Genomic DNA, 17091 nt, shown 5'->3' with positions numbered 1-17091 from the left:
GCATTGGGATATCGCAACGAGACATGTGTTTATTCGGACAAACTGCATGTGGTTTTATATGATGTTGGTATGCGGGGCGACAGGATCCGGCAAGTCGGTATTTGTCAACACACTGCTCACTTCCTTGCTTAGTGTTCGCTCATCGGCTCAGCTGCAGCTGCTGAACGCCAAGCATCCGGAGCAGCCACTTCCGAGCGAAGTAATTGTTTTACCGATTCGCCGAAATAAGCTATTCTATAAATCAAATTAAAATCGATCGTTCAGAAGAGGGATGGCCTTGTTCACGAAATATCTCCTGCCTTGGAAAAATTCAATTTATCTGAAGTTTCTCCTGTTGTTTATCTTAATCCTGACCCCGATTTACGTCATTGGCCTGAACATCTATTATTGGGGGGCAGATGCGGTGGAAGAGCAGGTATACCAATCCGTCGATGCCCAAATGAATTATTATCTGGATACGATGGAGGCAGATGTAGAGCAAATTAAAATTCTGATGCTGGATGCCCTAAACGACTTCAATCTGAACTATTTGGCAACCATCTCGCCGGTAATGAGGCCTTTTGACAAGCAGAGGGCAATTACTCAGTTGCAGCAAAGAATGATTACGATTCGAAGCAGCAACGAGTGGATTTCCGACGTCACCGTGTATATTCCGGGCACTCGTATTCAGGTTTCGGCCGAGAACGGTTATGGCGAGCTCGCCGCTGAAGCCGTTCAATCTTACTTGAACCATCCCCACCGTTTTACACGTGCGCCGGTGCAGGAGGATGGCGGCGATCTGCTGTTGCGCGTATCGTCCCCTAACAATGCGAATCGCCCTGCGCAATTTGTCATTGAAACGCGGCTGTCGGCTTCCGCGCTGGCGGATTCACTGGATTACCTGACCCGCTATGATTCAGGCGAAGAGATATTGTTGCGAAGAACCGTCGATAATGCCATCGTTGCATCGAGCGGCGGCGAAAGCTATGGTGAGCGGTGGATGCCTGCAAATGAGGGAGGCAGAGCTTTTATCCAGACGGAGAAAAAAGAGTTATTCGTTGTGTATGCAAGTTCGTCCGAATTAGAGCTTGGTCTGGTGCGTTACGTGGACAGTTCTCTCTTTATGGGGCAATTCGATACTTATCGCAAATGGTTTTGGTTTTTCTCTTTGACCGCAACGCTGCTCGTTGTCTTGTTCTCCTGGATTTTGTACAAGCTTATACATAAGCCGTTGATCACATTGCTGCGAGCGTTCCGGCGATTGCGCGAAGGAGATTTGCAGGTGCGGATCTATCGTCGCCCCAAAGACGACTTTAATTACCTATATGAGCATTTCAACGATACGGTACAGCATTTGCATTCCTTGATTGACCAAGTGTATCGTCAAAAAATATTGGTTCAGCGCGCGGAGCTGAAGCAATTACAGGCGCAGATCAATCCCCACTTTCTGTACAACAGTTTTTTTATGCTGCATCGGATGATCAAGCTGGAGGATCAGGACAACGCCCTTTCGTTTTCGAAAAATCTGGGTCAATATTTTCAATATATCACCCGGAATACGACGGACGACATCTTGTTGATTCGGGAAGCGGAACACGCGTCCGTCTACATGGAGCTGCAGGGCATGCGTCTCGGCAACCGCATGAGTCTGCATATGGAGTCGTCGCCTCAGGCGATCAACCATATTTATGTTCCGAGACTGATTTTGCAGCCGTTAATCGAAAATGCGATCGAGCACGGCCTGAGCCAGACGGAAACAGGCGGCGTGGTTGAGGTGCGCTTCCGCGAGGACGAGCAATACTGGCGGATCGAGGTGCGGGACAATGGGTGCGGCATGGACGGAGAACAACTGGAGACCGTTCGTCGGCAATTGTCCGACGAGGGCGGGGAGGACTATGAAATTACTGCGCTTATTAATATTCACAGGCGGATACGCATTTATTGCGGCGAGGGCAGCGGGTTGCGCATTCTGAAAGCGGATCCGGGCGACTTTGTCGTACAAATAGCATTGGCCAAGGAGGGTTAGCGACATGTATAGAGTATTGATCGTGGACGATGAATTGCATGTAGTGGACTGGGTATACGAGTTGCTGCAGGAGCTGGATGGGTGCGAGCTTGATCTGTACAAGGCCAGCACGGTAACGGCGGCGCTGGCCATGCTGAATCGCAATCGGATGGATATCGTTGTATCCGATATCGCGATGCCGGGCATGAACGGTCTGGAGCTTCATGCCCGAATAAGGGAGCTGTGGCCGTCCTGCAAGGTGATGTTTCTGACGGGGCACTCCGACTTTGATTATGCGTATGAAGCGGTGAAGAACGAAGCGGCGGGGTATGTCTTGAAGACGGAAGACGACGATGCCATCGTTGGAGCTGTTAAGCGGGTCATCAATACGCTGGAGCTCGAGCTGGAGCAGCGGATGGAACTCCAACAGGCCCAACAGCAAGCGCAGTCCGCGATGAGCGCGCTGCGCAACGATTATATTCTGGCGCTTCTGCGAGGCGAAGGCTCGACGCCGCAGGACCGTCGGCAGCTCTTCGCCGAAACGGGCATCGCGCTGGATCCGGAGCTGCCGCTGCTCGTTATCGCAGCACGGGCGGACAACGGGGGGCGAGAGCAGCTCTCCGCGATGAAAGGGCCAACGTTACCCGCCTTGGGCAGCTACGTACTGCAGTCGCTGAAGGAGCGCTGGGAGTTGTGCGAATATGTGGCTACGGTCGACTGCGTCATCTGGCTATGCCAGAGTGAACGGGATGTAACGCTTCCCATCAGCGTTCAGACCTATTTAAAGGAATCATTGGAACGTATCCAGAATGATTTCAATCTCAATTTAGGTGCGATGTTCTCGTTTATTTATGCGATAACGCCGGCAGAATGGGATCGCGTTGCAGCGAAGCGAGAGGAACTTTGGCAGCAATTGCTGCATGCGACAATGTACAGAAGCGGCGTGCTCTTGCAGGAACGGGAGGCTACCCGCTCGGACGAGCTGCTGGTGACTCGCATTGTTTTCGAGCGCAGCAAGCTGGAGCTGCTGAGGGGATATCTCGACAAGGGAGAAGCCAAGTCGTTCATGCTCGTACTGGAAGAACTGGAGCATGAGGTCGGCAAACGTACGCTTGAAGTACGGGAGAGCGGTACTCTGGAATTGTTCCAGTCTTTATCCATGCTACTCCTCTCCTGCATGAATCGCCACCGGCTGGAGTCGCTGCAAAGCGATGAAGAAGTTTTGGATAAGCTTACTCAGCTCTCGCGTTTCGGAAGCTGGGAGGAGTACTTTCGCTTTGTGGAGGAGATCGCCTCCATGATCTTCCGGTTGTTCGGGGAACGATACGAGCTTCAGGGGTCGGCGACGATCCGTTTCGTAAAGGAGTATATGCGGAGCACGCTTCACGCCGGCTTCTCGCTTGTCGAGCTTGCCGACCAGGTCCATTTTAATCCGTCCTATCTGTCCCGCTTGTTTAAGGAAAGCACCGGCGTCAGCATTACCGATTATTTGGCGGAGCTGCGCCTTGCGCGTGCGATTGAACTATTGAAGGAGAATTACAAGGTTAGCGAAATCGCCGCCGCCGTTGGCATCGAGGCACCTGCGTACTTTTCGCGGTTTTTCAAAAAAATGACAAAGCGCACGCCACAGGAGTACAGAGAGCAATGGTTGCTCTCAGAAGGTCATGAGAAGTCAAAAAGGTAAAGACTTTCGCGTTACGAACCGCCATTCTGCGATGCTACAATACGTTCAGGGCCCTAGAACATCATCACAGGTTGGAGTGAACGCGAATGAAACAAAATGTCAAACAAATGACCGCGCTGCTGATGGCCGTCGCCATCATCGGTTCGGCGTGCAGCAACAACGGCGAACCGGAAGCGTCATCGGCGCCGTCGCCTGATGCTGCCTCTCCGCAAACGGCGTCGGACAAATACGACCCGCCAATCACGATCTCGTTGGTGGGATACACCGATGACGCGACGGAAGGGGTACTTGGCAAGCTGCAAGGAGAAACCTTCGAAAACAATCGCTGGTCGCAATTGTACAGGGACGAGTTGGGCATCGAATTCGATTACACATGGATTGCAAAGGGTCAAGACCAGTTCAAGCAGAAAATGAATGTGTCGCTCGCAAGCGGCGATGTGCCGGAATTCATCCAAGTGGACGCCACAGAGTTGAAACAGCTGCAAGAGGCCGATCTTATTATGCCGTTGGATGAGGTGTATGAGCAATATGCGGCACCGTTAACCAAAGACGTGCTGGCGCAGGATGGAAGCGCTCCCTTTGACGCGGCGACGATCGATGGCCAACTGATGGGCATTCCCAATATACGTTCATCCATTGATATCGCGCAGTTTGTCTGGATTCGAACCGATTGGCTGGAGAAGCTGAAGCTTCCGGAGCCGAAGACGATGCAAGATTTGCTGACCGTTATTGAAGCCTTCGCAAAGAATGACCCGGACGGCAATGGAGAAGAGGATACGGTCGGCCTGCTCCTGCAGAAGGATCTGTTCGGCGGGTTTGCGGGACTGGAAGGCTTTTTTAACGCCTACCATGCTTACCCTACCATTTGGATTGAAGACGAAGCGGGCAATCTGGCGCACGGCAGCGTGCAGCCGGAGACCAAGACGGCGTTGACGGAGCTGTCCCGCATGTACCAAGATGGGTTGCTGGACCTGGAGTTCGGCGTTAAGGATGCCGGCAAGGTAGCGGAGTCCGCGTCATCGGGCAAGGCGGGCGTCTCGTTCGGTCAGCAATGGCTAAGCGCCTGGCCATTCCAGTCGAATCGCGACAACGATCCCAATGCGGTATGGAAAGGTTATCCGCTGATGTCAATCGATGAGAAGCAAGCGCTGTCGGAGATCAGCCTCGGCACTTATCAGTATTGGGCCGTCCGCAAGGACTCCAAAAATCCTGAGGCTATCGTCAAAATGTTTAATACCTTCATAGAAAAAAACTGGGGCGAAACGGCTGAGTTCGACCGTTATTATTTGCCGGGGGATGCCGAAGGGACTTGGAAGCTGTCGCCTGTAACGCCGGAGCCGCCTAACAAAAACCTGAATGCTTACCTGGAGATTGCGGCGGCCACGGCAGCAGGCACGTTGTCCAAGCTGACGGGTGAAGCCAAGGTCATTTCGGATAAAATTCAGGAATACAAAGGCGGCAACGATGGCTTGTGGTCTTGGGCGGCGGGTTATGATACGGACGGTGTATACAGTGTCATGAACCATTACCAGGAGAACAAGCTGTTCCAGATGAACAGGTTTGTCGGAGCGCCGACATCCGCTATGACGGACAAAAGCGCTACCCTGTCCAAGCTGACGAATGAAACGTTCATGCGTATCATTCTTGGCGATCTGCCCATTGATGCCTTCGACCAATTCGTAGAGGATTGGCACAAGCTTGGAGGCGAGCAAATAACGAAAGAAGTGAACGAAGCCGGCAAGGCGGCTAACTGACGATGTACAGTCTGAAAATATTGCGGCGAAATCTGCCGCTGCATCTGATGATTTTGCCTGGACTCTTGCTGATCGTTATCTTCTCTTATGTGCCGATGGCTGGATTGTACATTGCTTTCCAGAGATTTATTCCGGCTAAAGGCTTCTTCGGCGATCAGCAATGGATCGGCTGGGACAACTTTCGCTATATGCTCGATATGCCGGGCATATATGGCGTACTCTGGAACACCGTGTTTATTGCCGGAATGAAGATGTTGGCGGGGCTGATCGTACCGATTACGGTCGCCCTTCTGCTGAACGAGCTTCGAAGCGTGTTTGTCAAACGATCCGTGCAGACGCTAATTTATTTACCGCATTTTTTGTCATGGATCATTCTCTCAGGCGTCCTGATTGATATCTTGTCTCCTTCATCGGGAATCGTCAACCAGTTTCTTGGATCTCTTGGTCTAAAGCCGGTGTTTTTCCTCGGGAACAACGACTGGTTTCCCTTTACGATCGTGTTATCGGATGTATGGAAGGAGTTTGGCTTTGCCACCATCGTCTATATTGCGGCTTTGAGCGGCATTGATCCCCAGCTCTATGAAGCTGCGATTATCGACGGAGCCAATCGCTGGAGGCAGACCTGGCACGTAACGCTGCCGGGCATGCGCATGATCATCGTCCTGATGTCGGTGCTTAGCATGGGCAATATTCTGAACGCCGGCTTTGATCAGATCGTCAATTTGTACAGTACGCAGGTGTATGCAAGCGGCGATATTATCGACACGCTGGTCTATCGAATTGGCTTGCAGCAGGCCCAATACGGCGTGGCGACCGCCGTCGGTCTGTTCAAATCCGTTGTATCGTTCCTGTTCATATCCGTTGCCTATTATGCGGCTTACAAGCTGGCCAATTACCGGATATTTTAGAGTCGCAAGGGGGAAGGAGGCAACTTCATGGCAATGACATCAAAGGGAGCGCGGTTGTTCACCGTCCTCAATACGGTGTTTCTGCTGGCGTTAGCGCTGGCTTGTATCGCGCCTCTCGTGCATATTCTTGCCGTCTCGCTGAGCTCCAGCGCGGCAGTCACGGCAGGCTGGGTTAAATTCTGGCCGGTGGAACCAACTCTCAGCTCTTATCAATACGTGCTGTCGAGGTTCGATTATTGGAGCTCCATGCTGGTGACGTTTCAGCGCGTGTTGTTGGGCGGGGCACTGAATCTGCTCATTACGATTCTGGTCGCCTATCCGCTGTCCAAGGAGTCTTCGGGATTTCGTTCCCGCACCATGTATGCCTGGCTGTTTTTTTTCACGATGCTTTTTTCGGGAGGTTTGATTCCATGGTATATGATCATCAAGGAGTTGAACCTGCTGGACAGCATCTGGGCGTTAGTATTGCCTGGAGCTGTCCCGATTTTTAACATCGTATTGCTGCTCAATTTTTTCCGCCAACTGCCCAAAGAGATGGAAGAAGCTGCGTTCGTGGACGGAGCCGGCCACTGGACGGTGCTGTGGCGTATATTCGTTCCGGTATCGTTGCCGGCTATGGCGACAGTGACGCTATTCGCCGTGGTTTGGCACTGGAACAGCTGGTTCGACGGCCTGATTTTGATGAATAGGCCGGAGCATTACCCGTTGCAAAGCTATTTGCAAACCGTTATCGTTCAACGCGACATTTCATTCCTGCAGCATCTAGACCGCTCGCAGCTGGCGATAGTGTCGGATCGGACGATCAAGTCGGCGCAGATATTGATTGCTACGTTGCCCATTGTAATCGTATATCCGTTTCTGCAGCGTTATTTCGTCAAAGGAATGGTCATCGGCAGCGTCAAAGGTTAATGACAACAAAGAGACAGAGTGGGGCGGACATGCTGAATCACTGAGGTGTGGAGGCCGATTATGGCAACAATAAAAAAAAGCTGGTCCATCTTTATGGCGGCAACTCTGCTGCTGGCATGCATGATCCTGCTGAAGCCGGACGGGCTTGCGGCATCAGCGCAGCAGGGAAATCCCCTGCATCAGGAGGATTTCGAGGACGCTCACGAATATGAGTTGTTATCCCCGTACGGTAGCTTGACGACAAGCGCCGATGAATTGATTAGCGGACTGAATGCAGTCAAAGGGACAAGCACCGCAGCGGAAGCGTGGGCGGAATATTTGAAGCTGGACCGTAAGGTAGCGTTGACGCAAGGCGAAACCTATGTGCTGTCGTTCAACTATAAGGTGCTTGCGCCCGAAGGGAATTTCTTCTACTTATATATGAAGCAGCAGGGCAGCACAGGTGAGACGACCACCGGGTTTAATTTCAAAAGCAACGGCAGCATCCCTTACCGAACTGGCATCGGCGCTGACAAGGCGATATTGCGCGAAGCGAATGGCTTCTGGATGGCCGAGATGGAGTTTACGGCCGCGAACGACGGTCTTTATGAGATGATCTGGGGCATTCAAGGCGGAGGAGGCATCGTCGTCGACGATATTGCCATCAGTCCCGGCACGCTGGCGCAAGCTCCAATCATTAAGGAATCGATAGCGCTGGAAGGCTTCGAAGCTGGGGCGCTGTCGGAAACGGCGTTTGCGGCTCAGGGCAGCGGTACGTTGCTTGACGGCGCGGAAGCCATCCGTGGCAGCTATTCAGTGGCCGCTCGGGCGGACGCGCAGCAGGAGTGGCACGAGTATCTCCGATCGGATACAGACAAGTTGAAGCTGGCTCCATTAACGGAGTATACCGTTATGTTTAAATACGAGATCGTTGAACCGGAGCCGTCCGGCCAATATTTCTATGTGCTGGCAGAGGCGGGGGCTTCATCGACGGCGATGAATTTCGGTTCGGCGGGAGAGGTCATTTGGAGCAATGCGGCCGAAGCGGAGCTGGCGGACCGCGGCGATTACGGTGTGGCCCGCATGACTTTTACGACGGCGGCTTCGCCAGACACGGTGCTGAAGTGGGGCATACGCCAGGGAGGAGGAATTGTCATCGACGACATTACGGTCGTGAAGGGCAAAGCCGTTATTCCGACGGCGGACGGCGACGAAATCGGCTATGCCAACGTCGTTCACTACGGTGCCGTGCCGGACGATGGCGGCGATGATACGGCAGCGTTCAAGCAAGCGATCGCAACCGGCAAGAGCATTTATATTCCCGCAGGGACGTATCATGTGAGCGAGACGCTTGAATTCCAGAATCAGAACCTGATCGGCTCAGGCATGTTCGTTACGGGTCTCGTCGGCACAATGCCCGATGCAAAGGCACCGATACTGAAGGCGGGCAGGACGTCGACCATCGCCGATATCGGCTTGTATTTCGCACCGGAGTTGATTACCGACAATGAAGGGAAAGGCGATCGCGTCGCCATCTATACCGGGGCGCAGTGGTCGTTGCAGCGCGGCTCGACCATTCGCAACGTGCGGATCGCCGATGTCGGCACCGGCATCTATTCGCCGAACGGCGCGGAGTCGTTCTCTGTGACTTACGATACACTGGAGATTGAGCAATTCTCTTATCGCGGCATCGATTTTCGCTCGGATATTCGGACGGGGAACGTGTTTCGCAATATTTACCTGAAGTCGTCCCGTCCTCATGTGGATATTCCCTTCGCCATGACCGGCGAGGAAAGCGAGGTCCACATCGAGCAGCTCAACGTGGAGCATACGTTGGTCAATACGGCAATTCTGCTGGAGGGCGTCTACGGCCTGGCGGCATCCACGGTTCATATCGAAGGTGTGACGCTGAGGAGCCCGGGTACCGGTTATGTGACACTGAACCACAGCGCCGGTTCGATTGAAAGTCTGACCGTTTATTACACGCCTATTCAGGAGAATGGCATTAGTCTGGTCAAGGTGTTGGACGGTACTTATGACATCGGCCAGAGCTATAAGCCAGAGACGGCAGGATTCCTCCGAATCGGCACACTGCACGTCAAAGGCTTGAACGATCCCAACGCCGCCCTGCACGGAGCCAAGGTGGGGGGACTGAACCGTTCCGATGCCTCCGGCTTCGTCTTCTTCGATCGTCCTTCATCGGCGATTGGCGACTATGCGGTTCAGCTTGACAATTACGTATGGTATACGTTCCAGGACGATCAAGCCGTCTATCGGAGTTTTCCTGCGGATCCAGAGGGGCGCATAACTTTCGAGAAGCTGGGCGTTGTGCGTACTTCCGGCGGAACGGCGCAGCGACCTGCGGAGCGGCTGATCCCGTACCGTTCGCTATATTTTGACACGAACATAGGGGCGCTTTTGCTTTGGAATGGCACCGGATGGGTGGCTGCGTCATCAGGAACGACTACGACTGTGCCAATCGCGTACCCGACGCCTGCCCCAACGCCAACGACTACTTCGTTAGCGCCTTCCATATGGAAGGGCGATCTCGTTCATTGGGAGGAACTACTGCCATCTATAGAATCTCGACTTCAATCAACGATTGCAGATCAAGCTGTATTTTCGGACACGGATAATCATTGGGGAAAACAATTGATTGATTGGTTCACAAGGTTAGGCACCGCTAAGGGGTACGAGGATGGCAGCTTCAAGCCCGATCATGCCATATCAAGAGCGCAATTTTCGGTCATGCTTGTCAGATTGCTCGGATTGGGCTCTGAGGCGGAGAGTGAACCGGGATTCTCGGACATGAATGGGCATTGGGCGGAACGAGAAGTGGCGCTGCTGGAGAAAAGCGGTATCGTCAAGGGGTATCAAGACGGCAGCTTCCAGCCTGATTCCACGATTACGCGCGAGCAAATCATTACAATCATGATGAGACTCGTCGACGAATCGGCGTTACCGCAGGAGGAGGCCAAACGGTTTGATGACTGGACCGACGTATCCGAATACGCTCGTCACAGCATGCTGGCGGCGGCTAGAGCGGGAATTATTCAAGGATATAAGGGCAATCTACGGCCACAGGATGAAGCTACTCGCGCAGAAACATTAACCATGTTATGGAAGCTGCTCAAGTTAAATCCGGCAATGGAACGATTGCTTGAAGAGCATGATTGAATCGGAGCGTTGGTAATTCAAGAAATATGATAAGAAATTACTACAAACTAATTAAAAAAGTGAGCTGCCTCCAATTCGCTTCCATGATTTACGTCATGCTCACGCCATAATTCTGTTGATGACGAAAAGCAATGATGCGGATTCCATGTTTCCCGGAATCCGCGTCATAGCTGGTTTTTTAGGATGCTGATGAAGGGAATTGAACCCCCGGCCTACGCATTACGAGTGCGTTGCTCTACCCCTGAGCTACATCAGCGAATATGGAATCGACAAATAATAGAATACGAATTTTCGGAGGCGCTGTCAAGCCTATATTGCATCCTATATTTGCATCCTCTCGAATTGCGCGAATGACTCTATGAATCTACCCAATCGTCTCTACTTCTGCTGCATATCATAGAGTAAGCGTAGTAGAGAGGAGGGTTCCTATGTCCGAAAAAATGAGGGTGAGTTCTTTCAGACATCACGACAGAATCGAGTTCGACGTGGCGGGCGTTCAGGACGCCGGCAGACAGCTTAGTCGTACGTTTAGAAGGCTTCGCAATCGCCGTAATGCAAGAAGGCTGGTAGAGGCCATCCGCCATTGCAATCACCATGAGGTGAACCGTTTGCTAAGTCGCGATTGCAGAGCTGTGTGCTTCTTCAAGAAACCGGGCTTTGATTGCGTTAAGATCGCTTGCGGATTCGGCCGTCGCAACTCCGTTATCGTGAGCTTCGATATCTGCGTAAGAAGCTTGCATGACCGTTGCCACAGAGGCTGTGGCTGCGGAGGGTACGGCGGTGGCTTCGGAGTCTTCTAATCATGATTCTATCATCTCTATAATGGAAACAAAGAGAGGCTGCCGACGGCAGCCTCTCTTTGTTCAGATATAGGAAACGATATCATTTCGCAGACTTTCTCTCTATTTCTCGGCTCGATTCTGCATATCGCGAAGTCCCAGCATCGCGTCGATATAATAGCTGTTGTCGCGGGTAACGAATTCTTTGGCCAGAACCTTCCGCACGCAAGGCGTCAGTCCGTCCCCGGCTTCCGACAGCTCGGCGCCGTCTGCCTCGACGTACTCCAGCTCGCCCCGGAAGAGCGCAAGCATATCGGCAAGCTCGGCCTCGTAGATGCCGTATACTTCCTCACGCTGCAGTCTGAACTCGCTCAGGGGAAGGTTGGATACCAATCCGAATACATCGCTCACTTCACGGTCGATGAACAGTTCTCCATCCGCAATACCGCTGACGTCCTCGCGGACCTGCATAAGCGGGATGAGCTCCTCGAACCGCACTTTTACACCCAGCTCCTCCTCGAGCTCGCGGGCGGCATCGCGCATCGTCTCGCCGGCGGCCAGATGTCCCGCGGCCGTCGTATCGTAGCAACCTGGATTCGTATCCTTCGTCAACTGGCGACGCTGGAAGCGGACAAGAAGGCGATCGTCCTCATGGCGGAGCAGCCAGCAGTGGAACGTGCGGTGCCAGTAGCCGTGCTTATGCGCCTCCGAGCGGGCAGCCGTGCCTAAGTGGTTCATGGACTCGTCATAGATATCGAACCGTTCCTCAGGCATTCGCCGGTGTCTCCTCCAGTTGGGAAGTGCAATGCTTGCAGCGCGAAGCTTTGATCGGCACTTTGGACAGGCAGTACGGGCAATCCTTCTCCGTAGGCGCCGCCTCGGCTTTTGGTTCTTCTTTTTCTTTCAGGCGGCGCAACGTATTGATCCCTTTAACAAGCAGGAAAATACAGAATGCGACGATGAGGAAGTCGAGCAGCGTGTTGATGAATTGGCCGTATTTGATATAAGGGATTTCTCCCTTAGTCGTATCAAAAGTGCTCACATCAACCAAAGCAATCTTCAAGTCTCTGAAGTTAATGCCTCCTAGAAGTCTTCCGATTGGCGGCATAATAATATCATTCACAAGCGACGTGACGATTTTGCCGAATGCGCCGCCGATGATCACGCCGACAGCGAGATCGATGACGTTGCCGCGCATCGCAAATTCTCTAAACTCTTTTACAATTTTCAATACAATCTCCTCCGTTTAAGTCCTGTTCAAACTATCATTCCATTATAACTAGTAGTGTACACCAAATCTAGCACTGCTAATCGGCGATTTCAAGAGCCGAAGGCAAGAATTGCGGCATAAACCGTCATACTTCGAGCGGAAGAAAAGGATATTTCGGGAAAATGTCGAACTTTCTAGAGATGTATCACAATATGTAACCTGGAGGAGCGCAATGAATCCATTGTCTCAGCTTGGGAGCCCTTCCTTTCTGCTGCTCTCCCTGTTTATTATAAGCTTTGCAACTTATATGATGTTCATCATGCAATGGCGGCGCAAGCCGAGCGGAACGCAAGTTTCTGCTTCCAACTGCATCGCCGCGGCGCTTGTCTTCACTCTCGGACTGTGGACGATGCATGTCGTCCTGCTGCTCGCCTCTGATTTCATGATGGATATCCGGTGGACCCTTGCCATTAACTTTGCCATCACTACGTTTTTGGTGTTTTTGTCGCTTCGCTATTATCATTCCGGCAGACTTCCCGTTCGGCTCGCGGAGGTTATTTCAGCGCTTCTTATGGTTGGAGGAGTTGCTTGCCTGCACTATTTCTCCATTCTCAGCCATTCTATTAATCGTCTCGAATTCAATATTCCATTGGTAGCCGTATCGTTCCTTCTAGGTTTTGCGGGTTGTTATGCAGCGTTCGTGCTTATGCGCCGCCCCGCGCAATGGCGTTATGCAGCCGCGAGTTTCGTTGCCGGCCTTGGCAGCTTAACCATGCATGCGGTAGGGATGTTTGCACTCACGGTTGAGTATCGACATGTGATGACGTTGGACAGACTGAATCAATTCCTGATGCTGCTGGCGTTCATTCTGTGTATTCTGGTGCTGCTCATCATTACATTCTCTTACACCACCTGGCTCGGGATGAAAAAGTATACCCAGATCGACGAGCGCTACAAGCTGCTGGTCGAGAATTCAACGGACACGATCGCCATTATCGTCGAAGGCAAGTGGGAATATCTCAATCCTTCCGGCTTGCGGTTGTTCGAAGCGGAGCGCGAGGATGAGCTGGTCGGACACTGCATCTTCAAGCTTCTGCATGGCGGCAAGCATCTCGAGATGCAGACATGGCTGCAGCAAACTCCGGATGGAAGGGAATATGCCTTGCGCCCAATCGAGCTGCAGTGGCAGACGCTGCGAGGCAACCCCATTTTGACAGAAATGGTGAGGATACGAGCCACTTACGACGGCAAGCAGGTGGAACAGGTCATGATCCGGGATATCTCCGAACGGAAGCGAAACGAGCAGTTGTACGTCAACGCGGAGAAGCTGTCGATAGCGGGGCAGCTGGCCGCAGGGGTCGCTCACGAGATCCGAAATCCGCTTACTTCGCTCAAGGGCTTCATGCAATTGCTCGCTACCGGGCGAATACAGGACCAGCAATACTTGCCCTTGATGAGATCGGAGCTGTCGCGTATCGAAAGCACGGTCACGGAGCTGCTAATGTTATCCAAGCCGCAAGCGTTAGAGCTCAGACGCAACAATCTCAGGGAGCTGCTGAGCGAATGCACTGCCGCTGTCGGCGCGCAGGCGAAGGCACAGCGGGTACGTATCCAACATCGCTTCGATCCGGCTCCAGCCTGGGTTCTCGGCGTAGCCGTACAGCTCAAGCAAGCATTTATTAATGTGATGAAAAATGCGGTGGAAGCTATGCCGGACGGGGGACTGCTGCTGATCGAGCTGAAACGCGGCGATCCGGACACGCATCTCGTTACCGTAGCGGACAATGGGAGCGGTATGCCCGAAGAACAGCTTGCCAAGCTGGGGCAGCCCTTTTATTCGACGAAGGACAAGGGAACGGGGCTCGGTCTGCTCGTGACCTATAAGATTATCGACAACCATGACGGCAAGATCGCCATAGACAGCGTACTGGGCGGCGGGACGACGCTGAGATTTACATTGCCTGCAATCTCCCAGCCGGACGACAGCGATAGCTAAGGAAACGACATTTAACCGGAAATATGCGGCTCGATTCCATTTGCCGGACGAATGGGCTATAGGATCGATTTTGATGAAGGGCGCCCGCCCTTCTTTTTTTTGAGCCGAAACTCGCCTTCACCTCACTGCCGTGTCCGAATCCACGTAATCCCCCCCTTCGAAGAGCTGTTTTTCTCAAATAATAAGGACTTCCACAAAAAATAAAGATGAAAAAGCGCAAAAATCGTTTACGGATAAAATTGTAGCGATTTCGCGGCTCCGTTGCCACGTGCTACCGTTAGGGCAGATTCAACACATGGTCAGCACATGAAAGGAGCAATTCCCATGCGGCATTCCGAAAGCTTGCACCCACAGCCAGCCGAAGCTGCTTTGGCCGCGGCCGTCCCTAAAAGGGGCCTAAAGAGGCATATCATTCGGGACAAATATTTGTACTTGATGCTTGTGCCGGTGGCCGTCTATTTTCTGCTATTCAAGTATGCTCCCCTCTACGGGGAAATCATTGCCTTCAAGAACTACCGCCTGACGGATGGCATCTGGGGAAGCAGCTGGGCAGGGCTGGATCACTTCCGCCAGCTATTTTCCAGCAAAGAGTTTTATGTTGTTATGCGCAATACGCTCCTGCTTAATCTGTACAATTTGGTATTTGCTTTCCCGGTGCCAATTGTGCTGGCGATCCTTCTAAACGAGGTTCGCTGGAATGGATACAAGCGGGTTCTGCAAAACCTGCTCTACATCCCCCACTTTATATCCTGGGTGGTGCTGGGCACTATCGTCATTGCCATGTTGTCCCCCTCGACGGGTATTGTCAACACGATTCTTGAGTTGTTTGGCATAGAGCCTATCTATTTTATGGCGAGTCCGTTCTGGTGGCCGATATCCTTCGTAGGCTCGGGGATCTGGAAGGAGGCAGGCTTCGGCACCATCCTCTATATGGCCGCCATGGCGGGTATTGATCCCACTCTGTATGAAGCGGCAAAGATTGACGGAGCCAATAAGCTTCGGCAGATCTGGCATGTGACTTTGCCCGGGATTCGCAGCACTGCAGCGATTATTTTGATTCTCCAAGTAGGGCGAATTATGGACGTAGGTTTCGAACAAGTATTTACGATGAAAAATCCTGCTGTTACCCAGGTTGCCGAAGTCATCAGTACTTTTGTATATACTCGCGGCATTGAGAATCTCCAATACAGCTACACCACGGCTCTTGGTTTGTTCCAGTCGATTGTTGCATTGATCTTGATCGTCAGCGTGAACAAGCTGATTAAGATCATGGGAGAACGAGGGTTATGGTAGACCGAACAGAAAGGGGATGACTGTCTCGTGAGGACTAATTATTTTAACTCGGCGAGCCTATTCCGATGGCTTAACTACATCTTTTTGGCGTTATGCGCCGCTGCAACCGTGTTTCCTTTTCTTAATATTATTGCGGTCTCCTTTAGCGACAGCAGAGCGATCTCGGCAGGGGAGGTGTTTTTGTGGCCCATCGAATTTAATTGGGATGCTTACCGCAATCTGATTGACGACGGACAACTGATCGTAGCTATGAAAAACACGGTTCTGATGACGGTCGTAGGCACTCTGCTGAATATGGTATTTACCATTCTGGCTGCGTACCCGTTGTCCAAATCCAGACTTCGGGGCAGAAGCATCATGCTGCAGGCCGTGCTGTTTACCATGTTATTCGGCGGCGGGATGATCCCTCATTTCCTGCTCATCAACAGTTTGGGATTGGTAAATACCTATTGGGCGATCTGGTTGCCCGCTTTGATTAGCGTCTATAACATGTTCGTCATGAAATCCTTCTTCGAGGGAATTCCGGCAGAATTGGAGGAATCGGCTTCCATCGACGGCGCTAACGAATGGGTGCTGCTGCTAAAGATTATTATTCCGTTGTCTATGCCGGTGATCGCGGCGCTGACCCTATTTTATGCCGTGGGCTGGTGGAACTCCTATATGAATGTACTGATTTACATTCGAAGCACCGACAAGATGTCTTTGATGGTGAAGCTCTATCAGATGATTGACCTGGTCAGTCCCGAGATGCTTCGGAGCGGGGAGGGGGTCACCGAACAGACCCTGACGCCGGAAGGCATCCGCGCGGCCGCCATCGTGTTTTCGATTATACCTATCCTGTCCGTGTATCCGTTCTTGCAGAAGTACTTTGTAAAGGGCGTTCTGCTCGGCTCCGTCAAAGGTTGATATCGCTGGCTGTCAAACAGCCTTGATATAAGAAACATTAATTTAGGAGGTCTAGACATGAAAATCAGTCAACAAAAAAAGTGGGTTGTTTCAACGGCTGCCTTATGTATGCTAGCGGGAACGGTATTGGCGGGATGTTCGGAGAAAGGCGCGAGCAGTCCCTCCGCATCGCCCTCCGCATCGTCCGGGGCTGAACCGTCTGCAACGGCAACGTCGATTGCGGATCCGTATGCCGATCTGCCGAAAGCGGTCAGCATCTCCGCGTTCGACCGGGGAGCCGTATCCAGCGACGAGGGAACCTATGAAAACAATCGTTGGGTGAAGTGGATCCGGGAGCAGTCCGGCATTGACGTAACGATGGTGCCCGTGCCTCGAAACCAGGCACAAGACAAGCTGAACGTGCTTATCGCTTCTAATCAGGCGCCGGATCTGATCTGGGAGTACGATCGCGCCTATATCGGCAAGCTGATTACCCAAGGCGCGCTGCAGCCGGTGGACGCTTATATCGAGCA

At 52.4% G+C, this 17091-nt stretch carries 13 protein-coding genes, 1 tRNA gene and 1 pseudogene; 12 read left to right on the top strand and 3 right to left on the bottom strand.

Annotated elements, in window-relative coordinates:
* Positions 1-64: 64 nt before the first annotated feature.
* From B1748_RS38140 to B1748_RS28005, 7 genes and pseudogenes are all read left to right on the top strand, one after another.
* A pseudogene (locus B1748_RS38140) lies at positions 65-163 on the top strand (FtsK/SpoIIIE domain-containing protein); the annotation flags it as partial.
* Between the two features lie 171 nt (positions 164-334).
* Positions 335-2005: a sensor histidine kinase gene (locus tag B1748_RS28030; protein WP_179215869.1), complete on the top strand. Its 1671-nt coding sequence runs from the start codon at positions 335-337 to the stop codon at positions 2003-2005.
* Between the two features lie 4 nt (positions 2006-2009).
* The gene (locus B1748_RS28025; protein ID WP_087571263.1) at positions 2010-3668 is read left to right on the top strand and encodes a response regulator transcription factor; all 1659 of its coding nucleotides are present in this window, start codon (positions 2010-2012) and stop codon (positions 3666-3668) included.
* An 86-nt stretch (positions 3669-3754) separates the two neighbouring features.
* Positions 3755-5422: an extracellular solute-binding protein gene (locus B1748_RS28020; protein ID WP_087571262.1), complete on the top strand. Its 1668-nt coding sequence runs from the start codon at positions 3755-3757 to the stop codon at positions 5420-5422.
* Positions 5423-5424: 2 nt separating this feature from the next.
* On the top strand, positions 5425-6330 hold the full coding sequence (locus B1748_RS28015; protein WP_087571261.1) for an ABC transporter permease: 906 nt from the start codon (positions 5425-5427) through the stop codon (positions 6328-6330).
* A gap of 27 nt (positions 6331-6357) precedes the next feature.
* Positions 6358-7239, top strand: coding sequence for a carbohydrate ABC transporter permease (locus B1748_RS28010; protein WP_087571260.1), 882 nt, complete (start codon positions 6358-6360; stop codon positions 7237-7239).
* A 60-nt stretch (positions 7240-7299) separates the two neighbouring features.
* Complete coding sequence (locus B1748_RS28005) at positions 7300-10395, top strand: S-layer homology domain-containing protein (RefSeq protein WP_087571259.1); 3096 nt, start codon at positions 7300-7302, stop codon at positions 10393-10395.
* Positions 10396-10579: 184 nt separating this feature from the next.
* Here B1748_RS28005 and B1748_RS28000 read toward each other — a convergent pair.
* A tRNA-Thr gene (locus B1748_RS28000) sits at positions 10580-10651 on the bottom strand.
* 172 nt (positions 10652-10823) lie between these two features.
* On the opposite strand from B1748_RS28000, the gene B1748_RS27995 reads away from it, so the two are divergent.
* A complete protein-coding gene (locus B1748_RS27995) occupies positions 10824-11195 on the top strand; it encodes a hypothetical protein (protein WP_087571258.1) in 372 nt (123 codons plus the stop codon).
* Positions 11196-11297: 102 nt separating this feature from the next.
* Here B1748_RS27995 and B1748_RS27990 read toward each other — a convergent pair whose 3' ends face one another.
* Complete coding sequence (locus tag B1748_RS27990; protein WP_087571257.1) at positions 11298-11948, bottom strand: NUDIX hydrolase; 651 nt, start codon at positions 11946-11948, stop codon at positions 11298-11300.
* Positions 11941-12405: a large-conductance mechanosensitive channel protein MscL gene (gene mscL, locus B1748_RS27985; protein WP_087571256.1), complete on the bottom strand. Its 465-nt coding sequence runs from the start codon at positions 12403-12405 to the stop codon at positions 11941-11943. The genes B1748_RS27990 and mscL overlap by 8 nt, the downstream gene beginning before the upstream one ends.
* A 211-nt stretch (positions 12406-12616) precedes the next feature.
* Here mscL and B1748_RS27980 point away from each other — a divergent pair, with 211 nt between their 5' ends.
* From B1748_RS27980 to B1748_RS27965, 4 genes are all read left to right on the top strand, one after another.
* Positions 12617-14380, top strand: coding sequence for an ATP-binding protein (locus B1748_RS27980; RefSeq protein ID WP_087571255.1), 1764 nt, complete (start codon positions 12617-12619; stop codon positions 14378-14380).
* 324 nt (positions 14381-14704) lie between these two features.
* Positions 14705-15673, top strand: a complete 969-nt coding sequence (locus B1748_RS27975; RefSeq protein ID WP_087571254.1) for an ABC transporter permease — start codon at positions 14705-14707, stop codon at positions 15671-15673.
* Positions 15674-15700: 27 nt separating this feature from the next.
* Positions 15701-16579: a carbohydrate ABC transporter permease gene (locus tag B1748_RS27970; RefSeq protein ID WP_087571253.1), complete on the top strand. Its 879-nt coding sequence runs from the start codon at positions 15701-15703 to the stop codon at positions 16577-16579.
* 57 nt (positions 16580-16636) lie between these two features.
* The coding region (locus B1748_RS27965; protein WP_256975977.1) for an extracellular solute-binding protein at positions 16637-17091 on the top strand (455 nt) is incomplete at its 3' end.

This window comes from Paenibacillus sp. MY03 (genome assembly GCF_002165585.1).
Classification (GTDB): Bacteria; Bacillota; Bacilli; order Paenibacillales; family Paenibacillaceae; genus Pristimantibacillus; species Pristimantibacillus agaridevorans.
This window is presented reverse-complemented; position numbering and strand designations above follow the sequence as displayed.